Annotated in this window: 25 protein-coding genes; 14 read left to right on the top strand and 11 right to left on the bottom strand. The window is 69.7% G+C overall.

Going from position 1 to position 22,174, the window contains the following annotated elements; all coding sequences use genetic code 11:
- Nucleotides 1-10: 10 nt before the first annotated feature.
- Complete coding sequence (locus ACTMTJ_RS18460) at nt 11-364, bottom strand: VOC family protein (RefSeq protein ID WP_441218109.1); 354 nt, start codon at nt 362-364, stop codon at nt 11-13.
- Between the two features lie 174 nt (nt 365-538).
- Between ACTMTJ_RS18460 and ACTMTJ_RS18455 the strand changes: the two genes are divergently transcribed.
- The 6 genes from ACTMTJ_RS18455 to ACTMTJ_RS18430 all read left to right on the top strand — a co-directional run bounded on the left by ACTMTJ_RS18455 (nt 539) and on the right by ACTMTJ_RS18430 (nt 5,798).
- Complete coding sequence (locus ACTMTJ_RS18455; protein WP_441218107.1) at nt 539-859, top strand: STAS domain-containing protein; 321 nt, start codon at nt 539-541, stop codon at nt 857-859.
- A 155-nt stretch (nt 860-1,014) separates the two neighbouring features.
- Entirely contained in the window at nt 1,015-2,406 is a 1,392-nt protein-coding gene (locus ACTMTJ_RS18450; protein WP_441218105.1) for a glycoside hydrolase family 6 protein, read from the top strand.
- 81 nt (nt 2,407-2,487) lie between these two features.
- The gene (locus ACTMTJ_RS18445; RefSeq protein WP_441218103.1) at nt 2,488-3,090 is read left to right on the top strand and encodes a hypothetical protein; all 603 of its coding nucleotides are present in this window, start codon (nt 2,488-2,490) and stop codon (nt 3,088-3,090) included.
- 112 nt (nt 3,091-3,202) lie between these two features.
- On the top strand, nt 3,203-3,877 hold the full coding sequence (locus ACTMTJ_RS18440) for a PadR family transcriptional regulator (RefSeq protein ID WP_441218101.1): 675 nt from the start codon (nt 3,203-3,205) through the stop codon (nt 3,875-3,877).
- Between the two features lie 158 nt (nt 3,878-4,035).
- Nucleotides 4,036-5,025, top strand: coding sequence for an ATP-binding cassette domain-containing protein (locus tag ACTMTJ_RS18435; RefSeq protein WP_441218099.1), 990 nt, complete (start codon nt 4,036-4,038; stop codon nt 5,023-5,025).
- Nucleotides 5,022-5,798, top strand: coding sequence for an ABC transporter permease (locus ACTMTJ_RS18430; protein ID WP_441218097.1), 777 nt, complete (start codon nt 5,022-5,024; stop codon nt 5,796-5,798). The genes ACTMTJ_RS18435 and ACTMTJ_RS18430 overlap by 4 nt, the downstream gene beginning before the upstream one ends.
- Nucleotides 5,799-6,304: 506 nt before the next feature.
- On the opposite strand, the gene ACTMTJ_RS18425 is transcribed toward ACTMTJ_RS18430, so the two are convergent.
- The 3 genes from ACTMTJ_RS18425 to ACTMTJ_RS18415 are packed head-to-tail and all read right to left on the bottom strand — an operon-like array spanning nt 6,305 to nt 9,123.
- Complete coding sequence (locus tag ACTMTJ_RS18425; RefSeq protein ID WP_441218095.1) at nt 6,305-7,489, bottom strand: zinc-dependent alcohol dehydrogenase; 1,185 nt, start codon at nt 7,487-7,489, stop codon at nt 6,305-6,307.
- Between the two features lie 28 nt (nt 7,490-7,517).
- A complete protein-coding gene (locus ACTMTJ_RS18420; protein WP_441218093.1) occupies nt 7,518-8,474 on the bottom strand; it encodes a DNA polymerase domain-containing protein in 957 nt (318 codons plus the stop codon).
- 4 nt (nt 8,475-8,478) lie between these two features.
- A complete protein-coding gene (locus ACTMTJ_RS18415) occupies nt 8,479-9,123 on the bottom strand; it encodes a glycerophosphodiester phosphodiesterase (protein WP_441218091.1) in 645 nt (214 codons plus the stop codon).
- Between the two features lie 188 nt (nt 9,124-9,311).
- Here ACTMTJ_RS18415 and ACTMTJ_RS18410 point away from each other — a divergent pair, with 188 nt between their 5' ends.
- Nucleotides 9,312-9,818, top strand: a complete 507-nt coding sequence (locus ACTMTJ_RS18410; protein ID WP_441218089.1) for a general stress protein — start codon at nt 9,312-9,314, stop codon at nt 9,816-9,818.
- A 165-nt stretch (nt 9,819-9,983) separates the two neighbouring features.
- On the opposite strand, the gene ACTMTJ_RS18405 is transcribed toward ACTMTJ_RS18410, so the two are convergent.
- The 5 genes from ACTMTJ_RS18405 to ACTMTJ_RS18385 form a co-directional block, all read right to left on the bottom strand.
- The gene (locus ACTMTJ_RS18405; RefSeq protein ID WP_441218087.1) at nt 9,984-11,159 is read right to left on the bottom strand and encodes an ADP-dependent glucokinase/phosphofructokinase; all 1,176 of its coding nucleotides are present in this window, start codon (nt 11,157-11,159) and stop codon (nt 9,984-9,986) included.
- A 1-nt stretch (nt 11,160) separates the two neighbouring features.
- Complete coding sequence (locus tag ACTMTJ_RS18400) at nt 11,161-12,021, bottom strand: ketose-bisphosphate aldolase (RefSeq protein WP_441218085.1); 861 nt, start codon at nt 12,019-12,021, stop codon at nt 11,161-11,163.
- Between the two features lie 35 nt (nt 12,022-12,056).
- The gene (locus ACTMTJ_RS18395) at nt 12,057-12,899 is read right to left on the bottom strand and encodes a carbohydrate ABC transporter permease (protein WP_441218083.1); all 843 of its coding nucleotides are present in this window, start codon (nt 12,897-12,899) and stop codon (nt 12,057-12,059) included.
- Between the two features lie 4 nt (nt 12,900-12,903).
- Nucleotides 12,904-13,863: a carbohydrate ABC transporter permease gene (locus tag ACTMTJ_RS18390; protein WP_441218081.1), complete on the bottom strand. Its 960-nt coding sequence runs from the start codon at nt 13,861-13,863 to the stop codon at nt 12,904-12,906.
- 68 nt (nt 13,864-13,931) lie between these two features.
- A complete protein-coding gene (locus ACTMTJ_RS18385; RefSeq protein ID WP_441218080.1) occupies nt 13,932-15,236 on the bottom strand; it encodes an ABC transporter substrate-binding protein in 1,305 nt (434 codons plus the stop codon).
- Nucleotides 15,237-15,534: 298 nt separating this feature from the next.
- On the opposite strand from ACTMTJ_RS18385, the gene ACTMTJ_RS18380 reads away from it, so the two are divergent.
- Genes ACTMTJ_RS18380 through ACTMTJ_RS18360 form a run of 5 tightly spaced genes read left to right on the top strand, consistent with a single transcriptional unit; the run spans nt 15,535 to nt 19,200 of the window.
- Nucleotides 15,535-16,347, top strand: a complete 813-nt coding sequence (locus ACTMTJ_RS18380; protein ID WP_441218078.1) for a DeoR/GlpR family DNA-binding transcription regulator — start codon at nt 15,535-15,537, stop codon at nt 16,345-16,347.
- A gap of 54 nt (nt 16,348-16,401) precedes the next feature.
- Entirely contained in the window at nt 16,402-17,085 is a 684-nt protein-coding gene (locus tag ACTMTJ_RS18375; RefSeq protein ID WP_441218076.1) for a response regulator transcription factor, read from the top strand.
- A complete protein-coding gene (locus ACTMTJ_RS18370; RefSeq protein WP_441218074.1) occupies nt 17,078-18,172 on the top strand; it encodes a sensor histidine kinase in 1,095 nt (364 codons plus the stop codon). Before ACTMTJ_RS18375 ends, ACTMTJ_RS18370 begins: the two co-directional genes overlap by 8 nt.
- 5 nt (nt 18,173-18,177) lie before the next feature.
- Nucleotides 18,178-18,615, top strand: coding sequence for an N-acetyltransferase family protein (locus tag ACTMTJ_RS18365; RefSeq protein WP_441218240.1), 438 nt, complete (start codon nt 18,178-18,180; stop codon nt 18,613-18,615).
- 27 nt (nt 18,616-18,642) lie between these two features.
- Nucleotides 18,643-19,200, top strand: a complete 558-nt coding sequence (locus tag ACTMTJ_RS18360; RefSeq protein WP_441218072.1) for a hypothetical protein — start codon at nt 18,643-18,645, stop codon at nt 19,198-19,200.
- On the opposite strand, the gene ACTMTJ_RS18355 is transcribed toward ACTMTJ_RS18360, so the two are convergent.
- Both ACTMTJ_RS18355 and ACTMTJ_RS18350 read right to left on the bottom strand, forming a co-directional pair.
- Nucleotides 19,119-20,093, bottom strand: a complete 975-nt coding sequence (locus ACTMTJ_RS18355) for a D-alanine--D-alanine ligase family protein (RefSeq protein ID WP_441218070.1) — start codon at nt 20,091-20,093, stop codon at nt 19,119-19,121. The genes ACTMTJ_RS18360 and ACTMTJ_RS18355 overlap by 82 nt on opposite strands.
- Before the next feature lie 19 nt (nt 20,094-20,112).
- Nucleotides 20,113-20,697 (bottom strand): DUF1684 domain-containing protein, encoded by a 585-nt coding sequence (locus ACTMTJ_RS18350; protein ID WP_441218068.1) that lies wholly within the window; start codon nt 20,695-20,697, stop codon nt 20,113-20,115.
- A 41-nt stretch (nt 20,698-20,738) separates the two neighbouring features.
- On the opposite strand from ACTMTJ_RS18350, the gene ACTMTJ_RS18345 reads away from it, so the two are divergent.
- Nucleotides 20,739-21,674, top strand: coding sequence for an NAD(+)/NADH kinase (locus tag ACTMTJ_RS18345; protein WP_441218066.1), 936 nt, complete (start codon nt 20,739-20,741; stop codon nt 21,672-21,674).
- Nucleotides 21,675-21,702: 28 nt separating this feature from the next.
- Complete coding sequence (locus ACTMTJ_RS18340; protein ID WP_441218064.1) at nt 21,703-22,167, top strand: MarR family winged helix-turn-helix transcriptional regulator; 465 nt, start codon at nt 21,703-21,705, stop codon at nt 22,165-22,167.
- The last annotated feature ends 7 nt before the right edge of the window (nt 22,168-22,174 follow it).

The raw sequence follows: 22,174 nt of genomic DNA, 5'->3' as shown, positions 1-22,174 counted from the left end.
CAGGATTGGGTCACCAGCAGAGGCAGAAGGGGTGGCCGGCCGGATCGGCGTAGACCCGGAAGCTGACCTTTTCCTCCGTCATCGGCAGCGGGCGCGCGCCGAGCGCCAGGGCCTTGGGCTCCGCCTCGTCGATGTCGTCGACCGTGATGTCGAGATGGAACTGCTGCGGATAAGCCGGGTCGGGCCAGCGCGGCGGGATGTGGTCGGGCGCCTCCTGGAAGCTCAGCGTGGTCGTGCCGTCGCTGACGTCGACCCAGTCGCCGTCGACACGGGTGATCGGCAGGCCGAGCAGCTCGGAGTAGAAGCCGGCCAGCGCGTGCGGGTCGGGACAATCCAGCACCACTGAGGACAGACGACCGATCATCACGCTCTCCTTCCTCTCGTTCCTTCGACCGTCCGAATGGTGCTCCAGGGGTACGACAGTTTCCCGATTGGTGTGATCGTTGCCGTACGGTGACCGTTCGCCGATGTGCGCGTGAAATCCCATCGCATTACCGTGACCGGTAGGCGATCCCACTCCCCGTTGGGAGGGCATGGCGTGGTCGGAGCCTTGGTCCGCACCCGCGTGGCGAGCAACGGCAGCATGGTCGTGCAGGTGCGTGGCCATGTCGGCGAGGCCGCCACGGCGCAGCTGCGGCGCGCACTCCTGCACGCCCTCCTCCGGGTCCGCTCCCACCGCCTCGTCGTCGACCTCCGCGACGCGGGCTGGGTCGACCCGCTCGGCGTCGGCGCGGTGGTCGCCGGCTGCGACGTGGCGAGCGACAGGTCCGTCTCGGTGGTCGTGCACCGCCCCAAGCACGGTGTCGCCCGCCGGCTCCGCGCCGCGGGCCTGCCCGGGAGCGCGCTCCCGCGCCGCTAGCCCAGCAGAGGGCATCCATCACCGTCGATTTTTTCGAAATGCCGCGAACACGGTTCGACGCGGGGTCTTCACATCCGCGCAACATAGCCGTACGGTAATCGATGTCTATGGGAGCGCTTCCAACGAGGAAGCTCTATACCGGGAAGGAGCCCCGCATGCGCAGGAGATCCGCGCTCTCCGCCATCGGCGCGGCCGCAGCCGCAGCCTTGGCAACAGCGACGGCGGTCGGCGTCGGGCTGCTTCAGCCCCAGGCCGCGTCGGCCGCCGATTCCGTGTTCTACACCGATCCCGAAACCAACGCGGCCCGCTGGGTGGCCGCCAACCCCAACGACTCCAAGACCGCGGTCATCCGCGACCGGATCGCGAGCGTGCCGCAGGCCCGTTGGTTCACGACGACGAACACCTCGGCCGTACGCGGGCAGGTGAACGCCTTCGTCGGCGCCGCCGCGGCGGCGGGCAAGATCCCGATCATGGTGGTCTACAACGTCCCCAACCGCGACTGCGGCGGTGCGAGCTCCGGCGGCGCCCCCAGCCACCAGGCCTACCGCGCGTGGGTGGACGAGGTCGCGGCCGGTCTGGCCGGCCGCCCGGCGTACATCATCCTCGAGCCCGACGTGCTCGCCCTGATGAGCGACTGCCAGAGCGCGGCGCAGCAGGCGGAGACGTCCGCCTCGATGGCCTACGCGGGCAAGCGCCTCAAGGCCGGCTCGTCGCAGGCCCGGGTCTACTTCGACGCGGCGCACTCGGTCTGGCACCCGGCGAGCGAGATGGCACGGCGCCTGGTAGCCGCCGACATCGCCAACAGCGCCGACGGCATCTCGGTCAACGTCTCCAACTACCGGACCAACTCGGAGCTGATCACATACGCCAAGAACGTCGTCGCCGCCACCGGGCGCAGCAGCCTCAAGATCGTCGTCGACACCAGCCGCAACGGCAACGGCCCGGCCGGCTCGGAGTGGTGCGACCCGCCGGGGCGCGCGATCGGCATCCCGAGCACCAACAACACCGGCGACGCGGCGGTCGACGCGTTCCTCTGGATCAAGCTGCCGGGCGAGGCGGACGGCTGCATCGCGGCCGCCGGCCAATTCGTCCCGCAGCGGGCGTACGACCTGGCGATCGCCGCTGGCCCGTACACCACGCCGCCGACCACCCGGCCGCCCACGACCGTGCCCACGACGGACACGCCGTCGCCCCGGCCCCCGACCACCTCGGCGCCGCCGCCGACCACCTCGGCTCCGCCGCCCGGTGCGTGCAGCGTGGTCTACGTGCCCAACCAGTGGACCGGTGGCTTCACGACCGACGTGCGGATCACCAACCGGGGCGCCGCGGTGGCGAACTGGTCGCTGCGCTTCACGGTCGACCCGAGTGTGCGCCTGTCCAACGGGTGGAACGGCACCTGGAGCCAGTCCGGCAACCAGATCACCGTCACCAACGCCAGCTGGAACGGCAACATCCCGAGCGGTGGCACGGTCAGCACCGGCTTCCAGGGCACCGGCACCCTGGGCACGCCGACCGCGATCACCCTGAACGGCACCGCATGCGGTTGATGTACCTCTCCTGAAAGGGATGGCCCCGCGCGGTGTGGCGCGGGGCCATCCGTACGTCTCTCCAGATAGGACGGTGCCGACATGACCGCCGACCTGACGACCGCCACGGATCCCCTCGCGCCGCCTCCGCGCCGCCGCGGCAGGGCCCGATGGATCGCGGTCGCGGTGGTGGTGGTCGCGGCCGCCGTGCTGGCGGTGGCGCTGCGGACGGTCGCCTTCGGTGGCCCGTCCCGCCCGCCCACGCTGGAAAACCAGCTCGCCGACCGGATCGCGGCGGTGCTCGAGCAGTCGACGCCGGCCGACCACCACGCGCACGGCCACCACAGCATCGGCGACGCCAACGTGGCCAAGAGCCCGACGGTGTGCGCGGTCCGGACGCTCGGCTTCGAGCCGGCCGGGGCGAAGACGACCGCCGAGGTGCGCACCGTGTACGCCTACCACCTGTGCGCGCTCGTCGAGCCGGGCCGGGCGTGGGACTTCGCCCAGAAGCTCTCCGGGCCGATGGCGATGCAGCTCACCGAGCCGCCGAAGATCCAGGTCGTCGAGGCCGGTCCCGGGTTCCCGGACCGGGTGCGCGCGCTCATTCCCGCGCCGTACCAGGAGGAGGCGCTCAAGGAGCTCCTCGAGGACGACCAGATGCGTGACCTGCGCGAGCGGTTCGAGGAGGCGTACAGCAAGGTCTGACCGCCTTCCGCTCGGCAAGATGGGCGCCCCCGGCCGGGGGCGCCCATCTTGCATGTACGCTATTCGCAGCCATATACTCGGCGACGAGTATCCGTTGGCGAGGGAGTTCGCGATGGCGACGAGACGCAAGGTGAGCAACCTGCTCGCGCTCGCTGTGCTGACCGCGCTGGTCGAGCGCCCCATGCATCCGTACGAGCTGGCGTCGGTGCTCCGCGCCCGGGGCAAGGACCGGAGCATCAAGATCAAGTGGGGCTCGCTGTACACCGTGGTGCAAAACCTCGAAAAGCACGGCTTCGTCGAGACCACCGGCACCACCCGCGAGGGACGCCGCCCCGAGCGCACGGTCTACGCGCTCACCCCGGCCGGCCGCGACGAGATGCTCGACTGGGTGCGCGAGCTCGTCGCCGTCCCCGAGCGTGAGTTCCCGCGCTTCGAGGCGGCGCTCTCCGAGATCGGCGTGCTTCAGCCCGACGAGGCGGTCGAGCTGCTCGATCAGCGGCTCCGCCTCCTAGAGACCGAGGCGGCGGAGGAGCGGGTGGCCATGGGCGGCCTCGCGCAAGGGCTGCCGCGGATCTTCCTGATCGAGGTGGAGTACCACGCGGCGTTGCGCACGGCCGAGATCGAGTGGATCCGCTCGCTGCTCAAGGAGATCCGCGACGGCACGCTCTCCGGCGTCGACGCCTGGCGGGAGTACCACGAGACCGGCCAGGTGCCGGCGGATTTCGCCGAGCTCGCCGGCATCGGCAGTCTCGCCAAAGACGAGGAGGACGGCGACCCGGACTCCTGAAGAAAGCGGCCCCGGCGGGTGCTGCAACACCACGCCGGGGCCCTGACCTCGAACCGGCCCGCGGCGAAGCGCGCGCCCGACGCCCGAGATGGCACTCGCAAGGATAGTCGGGAGCGCTTCTCCACGGGATGGTTCACCCATCACATCGGAGGAGAGACGTGGAAACATCCACGACCGCCCCGACGGCGCTCGCCGTGGAGGCGCACGAGCTCACGAAGACGTACCCGAAAGGCGTGCGGGCCCTCGACGGCCTGTCACTGGCCGTGCGGCCGGGTGAGGTCTTCGGGCTGCTCGGTCCCAACGGGGCCGGCAAGACCACGACCGTCAAGATCCTGACCACCCTCGCCCGCCCGACCGGCGGCACCGCACGCGTGGCCGGCCACGACGTGCTCCGCGACCCCGACCGGGTGCGCCGCGTGATCGGCACCGTGTCACAGCGTTCGGGTGCCGATCCGGCCGCCACGGGCCGCGACAACCTGCTGCTCCAGGGCCGCCTCTACGGGCTGCGCGGCACCGCGCTCACCGGCCGGGTGGCGGAGCTGCTGCAACGCTTCGACCTCGCCGAGGCGGCCCGGCGGCCGGTCCGCACATACTCCGGCGGCATGCAGCGCCGCCTCGACGTCGCGCTCGGCCTGGTGCACCGCCCGCGCGTGCTCTTCCTGGACGAGCCGACCACGGGCCTCGACCCGGAGGCCCGCTCGGCGATGTGGGAGGAGATCGGCCGGCTGGCCGCCGACGAGGGCCTCACGATCGTGCTGACCACGCACTACCTGGAGGAGGCCGACCACCTCGCCGACCGGCTGGCCATCGTGGACGGTGGCCGGGTGGTCGTCGAAGGCGCGCCCGACGAGCTCAAGGGCGAGCTCAAGGGCGACGCCGTACACGTGGAGCTGGGCGACGCCGACGGTGAGGGCCGTGCCCGCGCGGCGGTCGCCGTCGTCGCCGGCGTCCGCGAGGTCACTGTGGACGGACGTCGCCTGAGCGCCCGCGCCGACGACGGCGCCGCCGCGGTGCCCGCCACGCTCGCGGCGCTGGGCCGGGCCGGTATGCCGGTCGCCGCCGTGACGGTCGCCCGCCCCTCGCTCGACGACGTGTACCTGCGGTACGCCGGCCGCCGCTTCGCCGAGGTCGACGGAGGTGTGGCATGAGTGCCATCGTCACGGACACCATGTGGATGACCCACCGGCGGCTCCAGGCGTTCGTACGCCAGCCGGCCTTCCTCGTCATCACGCTCGTGCAGCCGGTCATCTGGCTGTTCCTCTTCGGCAGCCTCTTCCGCAGGATCGTCGAGCTGCCCGGCTTCGGCGCGTCGTCCTATCTGGACTATCTGGTGCCCGGCGTGGTCGTGATGAGCGCCGTCTCGTCGAACATGTGGGCCGGCATGGGCACGATGGAGGAGATCGAGCGGGGCACCCTCAACCGCTTCCTCACCACGCCGGTCAGCCGCGCCGCCATCATGAACGCCAACGTCGTCGAGCAGGCCGTGAGCACCACCATCCAGTCGGTGGTCATCGTGCTGCTCGGCTGGCTGGCCGGCGCGCACTACCCCGGCGGTGGGCTCGGCACCGTCGTGCTGATCGTCGCCTCGGTGCTGCTGGGCACGGTCTTCAGCGCCTTCTCCAACACGATCGGCATGCTGGTACGCCAGCGCGAGTCCATCATCGGCATCAACACGTTTCTGCTGCTGCCGCTGACGTTCCTGTCGTCCGCCTTCATGGCGACCGATCTCATGCCCGGCTGGATGCAGGCGATCGCCAAGGCCAACCCGGTCGACTGGGCGATCCGCGCGGGCCGCGACGCCCTCTCCGCCGACCCCGACTGGCCCGCGACCCTCACCCGCGGCGGGGCGCTGCTGGTGCTGGCGGCCGCGATGGTGTGGCTCTCCACCCGCACGTTCCGCTCCTACCAGAAGTCCGTCTGACGCTCCGCTCGTCCAGCCCCACCCGGGCGCGTGGGTGGGGCCTGGACGGGCCGTTTCTGGTCGCGGTTACTTCGGCGCCTCCGGCGGGGCCTCGGGCTCCGGCCGGGACCGCCTGGCCTGGTTTCGCGTTGTTGGTGGGTGGTCGGAGCCGAAACCCCGGGCCCGCCACCAGACCTTGGTATCTATTGGCCCCTCCGTGGGCCATTGCGTACCAAGATCTGCCCGCGTTCCGACAGCGGACGGGTGAGACCGGGGAGCTAGATCCGGATGCCGGTCACAGCCGGTACGGCGACAGCCGCATCGACCTCGGGCACCCCTCCGACAGGGATCCGGCCCACCGCGGGCTTGTGGCGCGGGCCTGGCAGCGCGGGTCGGGGATTTCGGCGAGCGCCAGCTCGCCGCCGACCCGCGCGTTCTCCGGCGGGAGCGGCGGTCCGCAGCTGACACGGCCCGGGCAAAACTCCGCCTGAGGCACGACGGCGCCACCCCGATCCCGAAAGGCTCACCTACGGGTGCAGGAGGATCTTGACCGCGCCGTCCAGCTTCTTCTGGAACATGTCGTAGGCGCGGGGCGCCTCGTCGAGCGGGAGCCGGTGCGTGGCGAACGTGTCCACGCCCAGCGGGTCGGCGTCGCCGGCCAGCAGGGGCACGATGTCGTCCACCCAGCGCTTCACGTTGGCCTGGCCCATGCGCACCTGCACCTGTTTGTCGAAGAGCGTGAGCATCGGCATCGGGTCGGCCATGCCGCCGTACACGCCGATCAGCGAGATGGTGCCGCCGCGTCGGACGATGTCGATCGCCGAGTACAGGGCGGACAGGCGGTCGACGCCGGCCTTCTGCATCATCTTGGCGGCTACCGCGTCGGGGAGGGCGGCGGTCATCTGGTGGGCGAGCTTGGCGGCGGTCGAGCCGTGGGCCTCCATGCCGACCGCGTCGATGACCGAGTCGGGGCCGCGGCCGTCGGTGCGGTCGCGGATCTCGCCGGTCAGGTCTTCGGTCTCGCGCAGGTCGATCACCTCGACGCCGCGGGCGCGGGCGCGTTCCAGGCGTTCGGGCACCAGGTCGACGCCGATCACCTGGCCGGCACCGCGGTGTGCGGCGACCCGCGCGGACATGTCGCCGATCGGGCCGAGGCCGAGCACGACGACGCTGCCACCGTCCGGGATGTTCGCGTACTCGACCGCCTGCCACGCCGTCGGCAGCACGTCCGAGAGGTACACGAAGCGGTCGTCGGGCGGGCCCTGGGGCACCTTGATCGGGCCGTACTGCGCCTGCGGCACGCGCAGGAACTCCGCCTGGCCGCCGGGCACCTCGCCGTACAGCTTCGTGTACCCGAATAGCGCGGCGCCCGTGCCGTGCTCCCGCACCTGCGTGGTCTCGCACTGGGTTTGTAGGCCCTGCGCGCACATGTAGCAGTATCCGCAGGAGATCTGGAACGGGATCACCACGCGGTCGCCGGGCGCGATCGTGCCTACCTCCGGGCCGACCTCCTCCACGATGCCCATCGGCTCGTGCCCGAGGATGTCTCCCTTGCCCATGAACGGGCCCATCACTTCGTACAGGTGCAGGTCGGAGCCGCAGATGCCGCTCGATGTGACTCGGACGATCGCGTCGGTGGGTTCCTGGATCTTCGGGTCGGGCACGCTCTCGACGCTCACCTCGCGTCGCCCCTGCCAGGTGACTGCTCGCATACGGAGCGGCTACCCGCACATGTACCCGTCAAACCCCTTCGCGGCGCGCGCGAGCCCGGCGCTTGCCCTCGTGCATGGCCTGCACGCGGGCGATGGGGATCGTGTGGCCCTCGGCGACCAGGTCGTCCGGGAGCCGCTGCGGCGCGGGCAGCCGCTCCGCCCACGGGTCGGCGTCGCCGAGCAGCCCGACCGCGGTGTGGATGGTGAAGTCGGCCGGCTTGACCCGCTCGAGGTCGTCCCACGCGACCGGAAACGACACCGGCAGGCCGGGACGCAGCCGCGGGCTGTACGCGGCGACGACCGTCGCGCCGCCGGACCTCGTGGAGTCGAGGAACACCTTGCCGGCTCGGTCCTCCTTGATGAACGCGGTGGTCGCGATCGCCGGGTCGAGCCGCTCGGCGCGGGCCGCGAGCGCGCGGGTGGCGGCGGCGACGTCCTCTATGGACACCGACTCGTCGACCGGCACGAAGATGTGCACGCCCTTGGAGCCGCTTGTCTTCACCGCGCCGGACAGCCCGGCGTCCTCAAGCGCCCGCCGCACGAGCCCGGCCGCGGCCACCACCGGGCCGAAGTCGTCGCCCTCCGGCGGGTCGAGGTCGAGGATCAGGTCGGTGACGTGGTGCCACCGATCCGCGCGCACGAGCGCCGGATGGTACTCGATCGCCCGCTGGTTGCCGAACCACAGCAGCGTGCGGCGGTCGTTGCAGAGGGCGTAGCGCACCTCCCGCTTGGACGCGTCCGCCCACCGCTCGACGGTCGGCACCCACTCCGGCGTGTACTTGGGGAGGTTTTTCTGCATGAACGCGTCCTGCCCGCGCAGGATGCGGATCACCGAGAGCGGCCGGTCGCGCAGCACCGGGATGATGCGGTCGCGCACCGCGTCGAGGTAGTCGACGAGCTCCCGCTTGGTCGCGCCGGCCCCCTCGAACAGCGGCTGGTCGAGGTTGGTCAGTGCGACCCCGTCGCGCTCCTCATCCGCACCCATCGCCTTACCCTGCCATCACCTCGCGCAGCAGGTCCAGGTTCTTGCTGATCACCGCGGATACGCCGAGGTGGCGGGCGTGCGCGAGCGCCTCCGGCGTGTCGACCGGCCACACCATCACGACCTCGACCGACTCGCGCAGTTCGGCGACCACCTCCGGGGTGAGCAGCTCGCGGCGGATCGAGACGCCGTACGCCGGCCGGTGGCGCACCCGTGCGCGCAGCCGCCGCAGCGTCACCCTGTTGCTGGACGAGAGCACCCGCCGCACCGGCTCCTCGAACGCGTCGAGCATCCCCCAGTGCTTCGTGCACACGGTGATCGGCGCGTCGGGCGCGGCCTCGCGCAGCAGCGCCGCCACCCGCGGCGCCAGCGCCGCCGCCGGACCCTTCAGGTCGAGCATCAGCCGATGGTCACCGTCCGCGGCGGTCAGGACCTCGTGCAGTTCCGGGAGTACCGTGTCGCGCCGCCGCACGAGCACCCACTTGTCCCACAGCCACCCGGGGCCGAGCGTCTTGAGGTGGCGTACCTCCAGCGCGCCCTTGAAGAGATGGATGTCGGCCTCGACGAGGTCGACGCCGGCGTCGAGGGCGGCCCGCAGGCCCCGCGTGTCGTTGCCGGCGCGGTGGGCGATGGCCATGAGCTGCTGAGGCACGGCTCAGGGTATCCCGCCGGCGTTTGCCCGATCTCGTGACGGGGAACCGCCCGGAGTGGCACGCTGGTGGCGAAACCGCCCCGGAAGCTGGCAAGCTCCACCGCCGACCAGCGCGGAGCGCGCCGGCCACCCCGGGAGACGCCAGCGAGCGGAGCTAGCGCGACCAGCACAGCCCCGAGGAGGCTCTCATGACCCAATCCTGGACAGGGCCGCCGGTCGGCGGGGCCGAGACGCCCGCCCGCCCCACGGTCACCGTGGCCAGCTACCCCGACTACCCGGCCGCGCAGCGGGCGATCGACTACCTGTCGGACAACGAGTTTCCGGTCGAGCGCACCGCCATCGTCGGCACCGACCTACGCCTGGTGGAAAACGTGCTGGGCCGCATGACGGTGGTCCGCGCCGGCCTGGCGGGCGCCGCGACAGGCGCCTGGTTCGGCCTGTTCATCGGCCTGCTCTTCGGCATCTTCAGCGACTCCAACTGGCTCGGCGTGATCCTCGCCGGCGTGCTGATCGGCGCGCTGTGGGGCGCCGTCTTCGGCGCGATCGCCCACGCGATGACCGGCGGCCGCCGCGACTTCACGTCGACCAGTTCGCTTCAGGCCGCGCAGTACGCGGTGACGGTCGACGCCGAACACGCCGACGCCGCCCGCCAGCTGCTCACCCGCCTCAACTGGCAGGCCAGCGGCGCCGGCTAGGTCCGGTCGCGACAAGCCCTGGACGATCTATCTTGGGCTACCGCGATGCCCGTCGTGGTCGCTCTCCGTTGCTCCCGCGGCCTCACCCGTCCGCCGTAGCGGTGCCCGCGGGAGCATACGGTCTACAGCTGACAGACGTGGGCGGATACCCCGTCTCCTGAAGGTCTAGGGGGTTCCGCGCACGAGGGCGGCGAGGAAGCCGCCGACGAACGCGTCGCCGAGCCCGATGGTCGTCGGCTCGGCGACGTCGAGGTGGAAGCCGGGAAGGCAGCGGGCGCCCCCGCCCATCCGCTCCTCCAGGGCCGCGGCGAACTCCACCGCCGCCGGCCGCCTCGGTCTGAGCCGCATCAGTTCGTAGTCGCCGGCGCTGTAGCGGGCGCTCGCTACCACGATGCCCTCGTCGAGCGCCGCCGCGTATCCGCCGGCTCCCTCGCCGACGGCCGCCGACCAGTACTTGGTGTGCAGGACCAGCGTCGGGACGGGGATGAGGGCGCGCAGCTTTTCGAGCGCCCGCGCCACCTCCGCCGGCGAGAGCAGGTCGACCGTGCGGCCGAGGTATGCCTGGAGCTCGTCCTCGTTGAGCCCGTAGACGGTGATGACGTCGACGAGCGCGTCACGGACCCGCTGGCTGAACCCCGGCTCGTGAAACCCGGCGTCCTCGTAGTAGACGACCGCCCCGGCGGGGAGCTGCCGCATGTGGCCGCGCAGCGTGGCCAGGCGCTGGTCGAGGAGCCCTTGGTCGCGGATCGCGTTGAACCCCGAGATCAGGAAGACCCGCGCGGAACGCAGCAGCCGGCCCAGCTCCGGGCTCAGCAGCATGGAACCGTTCGGCGGGTCGTTGACGTAGATCAGCCGGTTGGGGAACGGCGCGGCGATGTCGATGTCACCGGCCCGCACCTGGACGCCCTGGTCGTACTGGACGATGAGGTGCGGGTGGAACGTGTCCTTGTCGTCGCTGCATATGTAGTCGCAGTCCGGCGGGAGCAGGCGGCGGACGACGTCGTTGATGCTGACGAGGTGCAAAGTGGACGGTACGCCGAGCCGGCTCATCTCGATCGCCGCCCGCACGGAGGTGCCGCCCAGGGTCGTGCGGGTGGGAAAGCGCGCGGCGAACGTGCTCAGCCCGGCGGAGGAGGCGACGAAGTGCTCGCCTCCCCCGCCCTTCCTCAGGTACGTGAGGATCGAGATGACCAGCTCGCGCTCGCTGGCCACCGTCGTCGCCGCGGTCAGCTCGGCGGCGCGGATCCGGTACTCGCGGACGAGCTGCTCCACGATCGGCGCGGACAGCTTGAGCTCGTAGTCGACGCCTCCGCCGAGGCCCAGGACGACGTGGCCGCTCATGTCAGTACAGATCGGCCTTGCCGGTCGCCTCGAAGAGGTCGATCTTGTGCGCGGCCACGGCCTTCATGGCCGCGATGCACGGCGGCTGGATGTTGAGCGGCTCGCGCAGCCCGGCGTCGGCGAGAACCTCGCGCATCTTCGCGTGGTACGCCACCTTGATGTCGCTGGAGATATTGATCTTGTTGATGCCGAGCTTGACCGACTGCGCGATCTCGTCGTCCGGGTTTCCCGAGCCGCCATGCAGCACGAGCGGGATCCGCACCCGGTCCTTGATCTCCTTGAGCAGGTCGAGCTTGAGCTCCGGCTTCAAGGTCTTCGGGTAGAGGCCGTGGTAGGTGCCGATGGCCACCGCGAGGCTGTCGACGCCCGTCTCCCGCACGAAGGTCACGGCGTCGACCGGATCGGTGTAGATGATGGCGTCGGTGCCGGCCTCGCCCTCGCTGTCGGCCTTGCCGATCGTGCCGAGCTCCGCCTCGACCGACAGGCCGACCGCGTGCGCGGTCTCCGCGACCTTCCGGGAGATCGCGACGTTGTCCGCGAAGGATTGAAGCGACGCGTCGATCATCACCGAGGTGAAGCCGACGTGGATCGCGGTCAGCATCTCCTCGTACGTGGCGCCGTGATCCCAGTGGATCGCGATCGGCACCGACGAGCGGTGGGCCCGCTGCGTCATAGCGGCGATCACGTCGACTCCGATGTGCCGCACCTCGTCGGGATGGATCCCGATGAACAGCGGCGCGTGCTTTTCCTCGCTGATGTCCACGATGCCGTTGAACATGGCGTAATCGCTGATGTTGAAGGCGGGCACGGCGAAATTCTTCTCATTCGCAACGTCCAGGATCGCCTTGCCGGTCGTCAGCATAGCTGCATTTCTCCTTGTTGATTGGGTGGCTTGATCTAGGCCTTGACGGCACCGGAGGTGAGGCCGCCGATGAAACGCCGCTGGAAGAGCAGGAACAAGATGAGGACCGGGATCGAACCGAGGATGCTCATGGCCATCATCTGGTTCCACTCGTAGGAGTGCTGACCCATCAGGAGCTGGATGCCGATCGGCACCGTGCGCATGTTGTCGGTGCGGGTGAGCGTCAGCGCGAAGAGGTACTCGTTCCACGAGATCATGAAGGTGTACACGCCGACGGCGACCATCCCCGGCACCGAGATGGGCACCAGCACCCGCCACAGCGCCGTCCAGCTCGACGCACCGTCCACCTTGACGGACTCGTCGAGTTCCTTGGGGAGCGTGTTGAAGTAGGCGGTCATCATGATGATCGCGTACGGCAGGGTGAACACCATGTGCGTGAGGATCAGCCCGGGATACGTGTTGTACAGACCGAGCGTCACGACAAGCCCGAAGTAGGGGATGACGAGCGTGATCGGCGGCACCGCCTGGACGCTGACGATCACGGCGTTGATGGACCGCTTCAGCGGAAACTCGTAGCGGCTGAACCCGTAGGCCGCGAGCACCGCGACGAGCAATGTCAGCGCGGTGACCGAGAGCGCGACCACGTAGCTGTTGAGGAAGAACCGGAGCTGGGCGCCGTCGGTGAGGATCGCGCGGTAGGCGTCGAACGAGAAGTTGCCGGTGACCAGTCGGGGCGGGACGGCGAAGACCTCGCCGTTGGGCTTGAACGACGTCGACAGCATCCACAGCACGGGCAGGCCGGCGAAGGCCGCGCCCAGGCAGAGCCCGGCGAGCAGGGCGATCTTCGCGCCGAGGCGCCGTCGCTTGCGGGTGAGCACGCGATCACCTCTCCTTTTGCAGGCGGACGTAGAAGACCGCCAGGATCATCGTGAGCAGCAGGACGATGACGGCACTGGCGGAGGCGGTGGCGAACTCGTAACTGCTGAAGGCCTGCTTGTAGGTGTAGGTGCTGAGCATCTCCGTGACGTTCAGCGGCCCGCCGCCCGTCGTCATCCAGATGAGGGCGAACTGCTGAGAGGTCCAGATCAGGTCGAGCACGGCCATGCTGACGAGCACCGGCCGCAGCTGCGGGATCGTCACGTTCCAGAACTGCCGGAACGGGCTGGCGCCGTCGACGGAGGCCGCCTCGTACAGGTCGGGCGAGATGCCCTGGAGTCCGGCGAGGATGCTGATCATGAAGAACGGGTAGCCGGCCCAGATGTTGATGAATGTCAACGCCCACAGGGCCTTGCCGGGGTCGGAGAGCCAGTCGACACCCTGCGACATGCCACCGACCGTGGTCAGCAGGTAGTTGACCACGCCGGACGGGTCGAGCATGAGCCGCCAGATGACCGCGATCACCGCGACCGTGAAGAGCCACGGCAAGATGAAGACGACCCGGAAGATGGTCTTCGTCACCGGGCCCAGCAGCGAGGAGTTGAGCATCATCGCGAAGGCCAGGCCCAGCACGAGGTGGGCGAAGGTGCTCACGGTGATGAAGATGAACGTGTTCTTCAGCGCCGCCCGAAAGTCGGCGTCGGAGAGCACCTTCGTGTAGTTGTCGAAGCCGACGAAGGCCGTGCTCGGCTGGGTGATGACGGTGTCTCTGAACGAGTAGCTCACCACCATCCCGATCGGGATGATCATCAGGACGGCGATCAGCACGATCGTCGGCGAGAGGAAGCCGAACGGGGCGGCGCTCTTCGCGAAGAAACGCCGCGCCCTGCCCCGATGGGCCGCGCGGGTCTGCGATGCCACCGGCGCGGCGGGCGGGGCCGCGCGATCCAGTTTCGCAGTATCCATCGATGTCTCCTTGTTTCGAGGCCGCGCCGCGGTGCCCGGCGCGGCGCGGCCCCGATCTGTGGAAAGGCTCAGAGCACCGATGCCCAGGACTCTTGCGACTTGCTGAGCGTGTCGTCGACGCTCTGCTTGCCGGTGAGCGTGAGCTGAAGCTGCTCGTCGAAGCTGCGCATGAGGTCCTCGGACTTCGGCAGACCCACGAACTCGTTGGCCGGGTAGCCCGCCTGGTAGATGTCGAAGGCCGTCTTGAAGAGCGGGTCGCTCTTGGTGAAGTCGGGCTCGGCGGTCTTGTTGCCCGGGAAGCCGTTGGCCAGCGTGCTCAGCTCCGCGTTGGTCTGCTTGCCCATCAGGAACTCGACGAGCTTGAACGCCTCGGCCTTGTGCTTGGACGAGTTGGCCACGCCGATGCCCCACGACGCGTACGGGATGCCCCGCTTGCCGGTGTAGCCGTCCTCGGCCGGGAGCGGCGCCACGGTGAACTTCAGGTCCGGGTTGTTCTTCTTGATCAGCGTGATGTGCGCCAAGGAGTCGATCACCATGCCGACCTGGCCGGTGGTGAACTTCTCGACCTTGTCCTGTTCCTTCATCGTGAGCGAACCGGGTGCGATGACGCCGGCGTCGTTCAGGCTCTTGACGTACTCGACGGCGCTCTTGACGGGCTGGCCGGTCAGATCGGGCTTTCCGTCCTTGGTGAGCATGCTGCCGCCGGACGCCCACACCCACGACATGACGTCGTTCTGGATGCCGTTGGGCACGGCGGTGTCGAGCGGGAGCGCCCAGCCCTTGACGTTGCCACCGAGCGCGGTGACCTTCTTGGCCGCGTCGAGGAACTCGGTGCGGGTGCTCGGCGGCGCCGTGACCCCCGCCTTGGCGAGCAGGTCGTTGTTGACGAACAGGGGGTACACGAAGTTGACCACGGGGATCATGTAGGTCTTGCCCTGGATCTGGATCTGGCTCGCGAGCTGGCTCGAGTCGTAGCTCGCGTCGGTCATGAGCTCGCTCAGGTCGGCGATCGCCCCCTGCTTGGCGAAGTCGCTCACCCAGGCGCCGTCGAGACCCACGACGTCCGGCAGCGTCTTGGACGCCGCGCCGGACACCAGCTGCTGCTTGGTGGACGCGTACGGCCCGCTCAGCAGCTTGACCTTGATGTTCGGGTTTTGCGCGGTGAAGTCCGCCATGAGCTTGTCGAACGATCCCGCCGGAAGCTCCGGCGCCCACCACTGCGCGAACTCCAGCGTGACGGCCCCGCCCCCGTCACCGCTCGATCCCTCGTCAGAACCGCACCCCACCGCGGTGGTGCCGACCACAGCCGCCACCGCCATAACCCCGAGTAGCTGCCGCAGTCGGCCGCGCACCCCGGTGCCGCCTCCGATCATTGCGAACTCCTTCAATGTAAAGGTGTTACCGCTCTTTGCAGGTTTGCGCCACGTTAACAGCACGTTACACCCCCCACAAGGCCTAGTACTGCAACATCTGGCTAGAGACTGCATAGTCTCGCATCTTGAATGGGATATTGTGGTCGAATCCGGCACACTCGACCCGCCCGCGTTGCCGATCCTCGCCTCATGTGGCACGAAACGGGCGCTACGATGCTGTACCCTGCCGTTCTAAGCGTTCTTTGGGCCCTCCCGGCGCGCGATCGCCGGCCTGACTACCGCAGACATGGGAGGATCGGTGGCTCTAGACAAGGAGGACCGGCAGCGTCGCCTGCCCGCGGGTCGCAAGGCCCAGCTGGCGGCGTACGTGGCGGAGACCGGTGAGGTCACGGTCACCGCGCTCGCGGACCGGTTCGGCGTCTCCATCGACACCATCCGGCGCGATCTCGACCAGCTCAGCGCCGACGGCGTCCTGGTCCGCACCTACGGCGGAGCGGTCAGCCAGTCGACCTTCTCCCGCGTCGACCGGGCCGTCGACGTGCGGCTCAACCTGGAAAAGCGGGAGAAGGAGAAGATCGCGGAGCTCGCCGCGGCGCTGGTGGAAAACGGCTCGGTCATCATGATCAACGGCGGCACCACCACCCTCGCCGTCGCCAAGAGCCTGCGCAACCATCGCGACCTCACGGTGGCGACAAACAGCCTGCTCGTGCCCCCGGCGCTGTCTCCCGCGGCCGTCCGCGACGTGTACCTCTTCGGCGGCGCGGTCCGCACCCTCACGCTGGCTACCACCGGCCCCGTCAGCTTCCGGGCGGCCGGCGGCGCCGAGCTCGACATCAGCTGCGACCTGGCGCTGATCGGCGTCGGCGCCGTCTCCGCGGTCGCCGGATACACGACGAGCAACCTCGCCGAGGCGGCGATGATGCAAGAGATGATCTCCCGGGCGGCGCGCGTGGCGATCCTGGCCGACTCGTCCAAGTTCGGCCGGCGGCTCTTCGCCCAGGTGTCCGAGCTGGGGCGTGCCGACTACCTGGTCACCGACTCCACCCCGCCACGCGACCTTCTCGACGCCCTCCGCGAAAACGAGGTCGAGCTGGTGATGCCCGACGACTGAGCCAAGTGTTTTTTGATAGGTCGACGATATGTGCTGGTTCGTAGCATTGGGATCATGCGTGTGTTGGTCGTCGAAGACGAGCCCTACATGGCGGAGGCCATCCGTGACGGTTTGCGCCTGGAAGCGATCGCGGCCGACATCGCCGGCGACGGCGACACAGCTCTGGAGCTGCTGAGCGTCAACGCCTACGACATCGCCGTCCTCGACCGCGACATCCCCGGCCCCTCCGGCGACGAGATCGCCAAAAGCATCGTCGCCTCGGGCACCGGCACGCCGATCCTGATGCTCACCGCCGCCGACCGGCTCGACGACAAGGTGTCCGGGTTCGAGCTCGGCGCCGACGACTACCTCAGCAAGCCGTTCGAACTCCGCGAGCTCGTGCTCAGGCTCAGGGCACTCGACCGCAGGCGCGCGCACAACCGGCCACCGGTGCGGGAGATCGCCGGCCTGCGGCTGGATCCGTTCCGCCGGGAGGTCTACCGGGACGGCCGGTACATCGCGCTCACCCGGAAGCAGTTCGCCGTGCTCGAGGTCCTCGTCGCCGCCGAAGGCGGTGTCATCAGCGCCGAAGAGCTGCTCGAGCGGGCGTGGGACGAAAACGCCGACCCGTTCACCAACGCCGTGCGCATCACGGTCTCGGCACTGCGCAAACGACTCGGTGAGCCCGGGATCATCGCCACCGTGGCCGGCGTCGGCTACCGCATCGACACAGGACCGGCGGGAGGAGACCGTGGATAGGGCACCCGGCCTGAGCGTTCGCCTCAAACTCACGCTCAGCTACGCGGCCTTTCTCATGATCGCGGGTGCGTTGCTGCTCGCCGTGGTGTGGTTCTTCCTGCTGCGTTACGTACCCGAGGTGGTCAACGCGCCGATGCGCATGCCAAGCAAGTCCGACCTGGTGGACGCCTTCGCGCCGAAGGCGGCCGCGGTCATGGTGTTCCTGCTGGTATTCGGCCTCGTCGGCGGATGGATCCTCGCCGGCAGCATGCTGGCGCCCCTGACCCGCATCACGAACGCCACCCGCCTGGCCGCGAACGGGTCACTCTCCCACCGGATCCAGCTGGAAGGCCACCAGGACGAGTTTCGCGAACTCGCCGACGCCTTCGACACGATGCTCGCCCGGATCGAGGCACACGCCGCCGAACAGCAGAGGTTCGCGGCCAACGCCTCCCACGAGCTGCGCACCCCGCTGGCGGTCACGCAGACACTGCTCGACGTGGCCCGCAACGACCCGAGACGCGACAGCGGCGAACTCGTCGAACGCCTCCACTACGTCAACAGCCGAGCGATCGACCTCACGGAGGCGTTGCTCGTGCTCAGCCGCGCCGACCAGCGGTCCTTCGCCCGGGAGCACGTCGACATGTCCCTCATCGCGGAAGAAGCGATCGAAACGCTCCTCCCGCTGGCGGAAAAACGCGGCCTCGCTCTTGAGTCCTCCGGTGCCATCGCCACCACCGTCGGCTCCCACGCGCTCCTGCTCCAGATGACCACGAACCTCGTGCACAACGCGATAATCCACAACCTGCCCGCACATGGCAGCGTGTGGGTCACGACAAGCGTTCGCGCCAACAGTGTGGTGCTCACTGTCGAAAACACCGGCGAGAAGCTCTCCCCGCACCTTGTTTCCACGATTGTCGAGCCGTTTCAGCGCGGCACCGGACGGATACGTGACGGCCACGCGGGCGTCGGTCTCGGCCTGGCGATCGTCAAGAGCATCGTCCAAGCACACGACGGCTTCCTCGCCCTCACCCCCCGCGACGACGGAGGGCTCCGGGTCAAGGTGCGACTGCCCGCCGCACCACCGGCGGATGAAAGCCGACCGTGACCGTGATGATCCGTAACTGCCGCCCGCAGGACGGCCTCGACATCGTGCCCCTGCTGGCACAGCTCGGCTACCCGGCCTCACCGGAGCAGGCCACGCGAAGAGCGCACGAGTGGGCGGCAGACCCCGAACGGCACCTGCTCGTCGCCGACGTCGGTCACACCGTGGCCGGGCTCGCGGCGCTATGTCTCATCCCGCTCATCCACCGGGACCAACCCATCGCCCGGCTCGTCGCACTCGTCGTCGACGATCGGCACCGCGGCACCGGGGTCGGACACGCGCTGCTGGACCGGGCGGAACAGCTTGCCCAACAGTCCGGCTGCGAGGAAATGGAGATCACCAGCAACCGGAGCCGCGACCGGGCCCACCGGTTCTACCGGTCCCACGGATACGACGACTGGTGCGAGCGCTCGGCACGTTTCCGAAAGCAACTGAGCCCGGAGTAGCCCTTGAGCGCATACGCCACCGAGCCGGTGAGCCTGATCGTGCCGGTCGACATCGGGACTGGCCGATTCCGGGTGCATCTGACCGGCCCCCGGTTCGGTATTCGTGAGGTACTGGAGGCGCTCTCGCATCTGTGCCTTCTCGCCGTGGACGAGGCGTCCTTGCTGGAGGATCTCGCGCCTGTCATGCACACCCACGACGTGGTGCTCGCCGACGTCCTCGACGTGCGCGTACCTCCCGCACCCGCGCTGCCTCTCGTCGACCTTCTCCGCTGGGCCGCCGCCAGCCGGACGTCGCCGCGCGCGCTCGCCATCATCGAGATGGCCTTCGCGGACGTCAGCGACGACGAGCTCGCACTCCTCCTCGGCTCATCGGACCTTCCCTGGGTGCGTGACCTCGTGGCGTCGGTGCTGGCCGATCTCGACGGGCGTCAGCCGGCGGCCCGCGGCACGATCGCCGCGCTCGTGCCCGAGCATGTCGCCCGGCTGCTGATCGGCGGCGTGCCTCACGACCGCGCCACGGCCGCCGGATTGCCCCGCGCCTCCGCAAGCCTCGCCAGCTGCACCCAGACGCGTTCGAACGCGTAGCCCTTGGCCGCGAGCCCCATCAGGAAGGTGGAGGTGTCGGTGAGACCGGGCGCGACGGCCGTCTCCAACACGAACGCCCGGTCGTCCTTGTCGACGATGAGATCGGTCCGCGACAAGTCGCGCAGGCCCAGTGCCGCGTGCGCGGTGAGCGCCGCCCGTGCGGCCGCCGCGGCCGCCCTCTCACTCAAGCGGGCGGGGCAGAAGAACTCCGTCGCCCCCGCGGTGTAGTGGGCCGCGTAGTCGTAGATGCCCCTGCGGGGCACGATCTCCACGGCTGGCATCGCGACCGGCCCGTCTCCCAGGTCGACGACGCCGACGGCGACCTCGACGCCGACCACGGCTCGCTCGATGAGTGCGGTGTCGTGGTAGGCGAAACACGCCATCAGCGCCGCCGGGAGCTGATCGGCGACCTTGACGTGGCTGACGCCGAAGGCGGATCCGCCGGCGCGCGGCTTGACGAACAGGGGCAGGCCGAGCCGCTTGAGGATGAGCGAGATCAACGGGGCGGCGCCCAGGTCGTGGAAGGCTTCCCGCGGCAGCGTCACGGATGCCGGCGTGTCGAGTCCCGCCTGGGCCACCAGCGCCTTCGCGAGGGGCTTGTCGAACGCGAGCCGGCAGGCTTCGGCCGACGCCCCGACGTACGGCACGCCGACCAGCTCCAGCACCTCCCGGACGGTGCCGTCCTCGCCCGGGTTGCCGTACAGGACGGGCAGCACCACCGACGGCGGGTCGGCGACAAGGGTCTCCATCAGGTCAGGACCCAGATCGCCGAGCTCGACGTCGACGTCGAGCCGCCGCAGCGCGTCGAAGACCCGCCGCCCCGATTGCAGGGACACCTCCCGCTCGGGGGAGAGCCCTCCGGCGAGCACGAGTACGCGGCCAAGCTCTGACATCGGTCCACTCAACCACAGCTCAGTGGTAGGTGAGCTCGCCGGCCTCGATCGGATCGGCGAGGCGGTTCTCCTCCGGCGCGAGCGGACAGGCCCAGCGGTCGTCGTACGCGCAGCTGGGGTTGTACGCGTAGTTGACGTCGAGCCGCACCCGGCCGCCGGGGAGCGGCACCACGCCCCGCCCGAAGGTGCCCTTCACCGTGTCGGTGAGATAGCGCCCCGCGCCGTACGTCATCGACCCGTACGTGCCGTCCCGGAACGGCAGGAAGAGCCCTCCCCCGTACGCCTCGATCCAGAAGAGCGTCAGCGGGCCCCACGGTGTGATCGCGCGCGCCACCCGCCGGTACCGCACCACGCCGTCCGGCCCGCCAGTGTCGATCTCCAGCGTGCCCTCGGCCGGTTCGAGGGGCACCTCGACGACCGCGGTCGGGTTGTCCGGAAAGTAGCGGAGCCCGGCGAAGCTCGCGCGCTCGTGCGGCGGGATGGGTGACTGTGCGTGTTCGGCGAACAACCGGTCTCGGGCCGCGCGGAATTCGCCCAGGTCGAGCCCGGAGAGGTACATGCGCGCGACCCGCTCGCGCCAGTCCGCCAGATCTAGATCTTCCACGCTCTCGAACCCTAACCGCCCATCCAACGTATTCACGGCGGATGAGGCACTACTTTGCGCCCACGACGCAGCGGCCCTCGCTGCTACCGTTTGTCCGTGACTTCCCGGACACCCCGATGATCCACACGGTCGGGCTGGTGCTGCATCCACAGCGTGACAGCCGCGCGGCCATGTCGACCATCAGCGCCTGGGTGCGGGGCCACCAGGCGACGCTCCTGGGGCTGCCGGAGGAGGTCGCCCGCACCGAGGGTGCCACGGCCGTGCCGCCGGAAAAGCTGGCCGAGGAGTCCGACCTCGTCGTGAGCCTCGGCGGCGACGGCACGATGCTCCGCTCGATGCGCCTGTCCTGCGGCGGCCGCGCGCCCGTGCTGGGTGTCAACCTGGGCCGCCTCGGCTTCCTCGCCGAGATCGACGTGCCCCAGCTCCCCGAGGCGCTCTCCGCGATCGACGACAAGCGGTTCACGGTCGAGGCGCGCTCGGCGGTCCGCTCCCGGTTTCACGACCAGGAGGTGCTCGCCTTCAACGAGGTCGCGCTCGTGCGCCGCCCGGGCGGGCCGATGGCCGCGGTCGAGCTGTTCGTCGAGGGGCACCCTTTCATCCACTACGTGGCCGACGCGCTGATCGTGGCGACCCCGACCGGCTCGACGGCATACAGCTTCTCGGCCGGCGGCCCGATCGTCTCGCCGCGCGCGCAGGGCCTCGTGGTGACGCCGGTCGCGCCGCACTCGGCGTACAACCGGGCGCTCGTGCTCTCGGAGAGCGAAAAGGTGGCGCTGCGCGTGCTGCCGGCCAGCGGCGACCTGGAGGTCGAGTCGGACGGCGCCGTGGTCGGCCGCCTCTGCCCCGGCGACACGGTCGAGGTGGCCGCGGTGCCGGGTGCGGCGAGCGTGGTGCGCCTCGGCCACACCACGTTCTACCAGCGCGCCCAGCGCAAGCTGAGGCTTACCGGCTCGACCGAGGTCGACCGCGCCTGGTAGTTCTTCAGATTTGAAGTAACATGGGGGCATGGCCGAGCCGCTCACCCCCACGGAGATGGCTGGCTGGCGGGCATACATCGAGTCCAGCCAGCGGCTGATGACCCAGCTCGAAGACGATCTGCGCGCCGACAGCGGGCTGACCTTCGCCGACTACCACGTGCTCGTGCTGCTCTCCGAGGCGCCCGACCGGCGCCTGCGGATGGGCGAGCTGGCCAGCCGGCTGGTGTTCTCGCCCAGCCGCTTGACCTACCAGATCGGTTCGATGGAAAAGCGCGGGCTGGTGGCCCGCGAGAGCTGCCCGGAGGACCGCCGCGGCAGCGAGGCCGTGCTGACGGCCGAGGGCCTGCGCACGCTGCGCGAGGCCGCGCCGCACCACCTCCGCTCGGTGCGCGCCCACTTCGTGGACGACCTCGACGAGGCCGAGACCGCCGTCCTCACCCGCGTCTTCACCCGGCTCGGCGAGCGCCTACGCGCCTCGTCCGTGGCCAGCTAAGGAGCAC

Source organism: Phytohabitans sp. LJ34, assembly GCF_052068095.1.
Taxonomy (GTDB): domain Bacteria; phylum Actinomycetota; class Actinomycetes; order Mycobacteriales; family Micromonosporaceae; genus Phytohabitans.
Note: the sequence above shows the minus strand (reverse complement) of the source record. Positions and strands in the feature narration are given on the sequence as shown.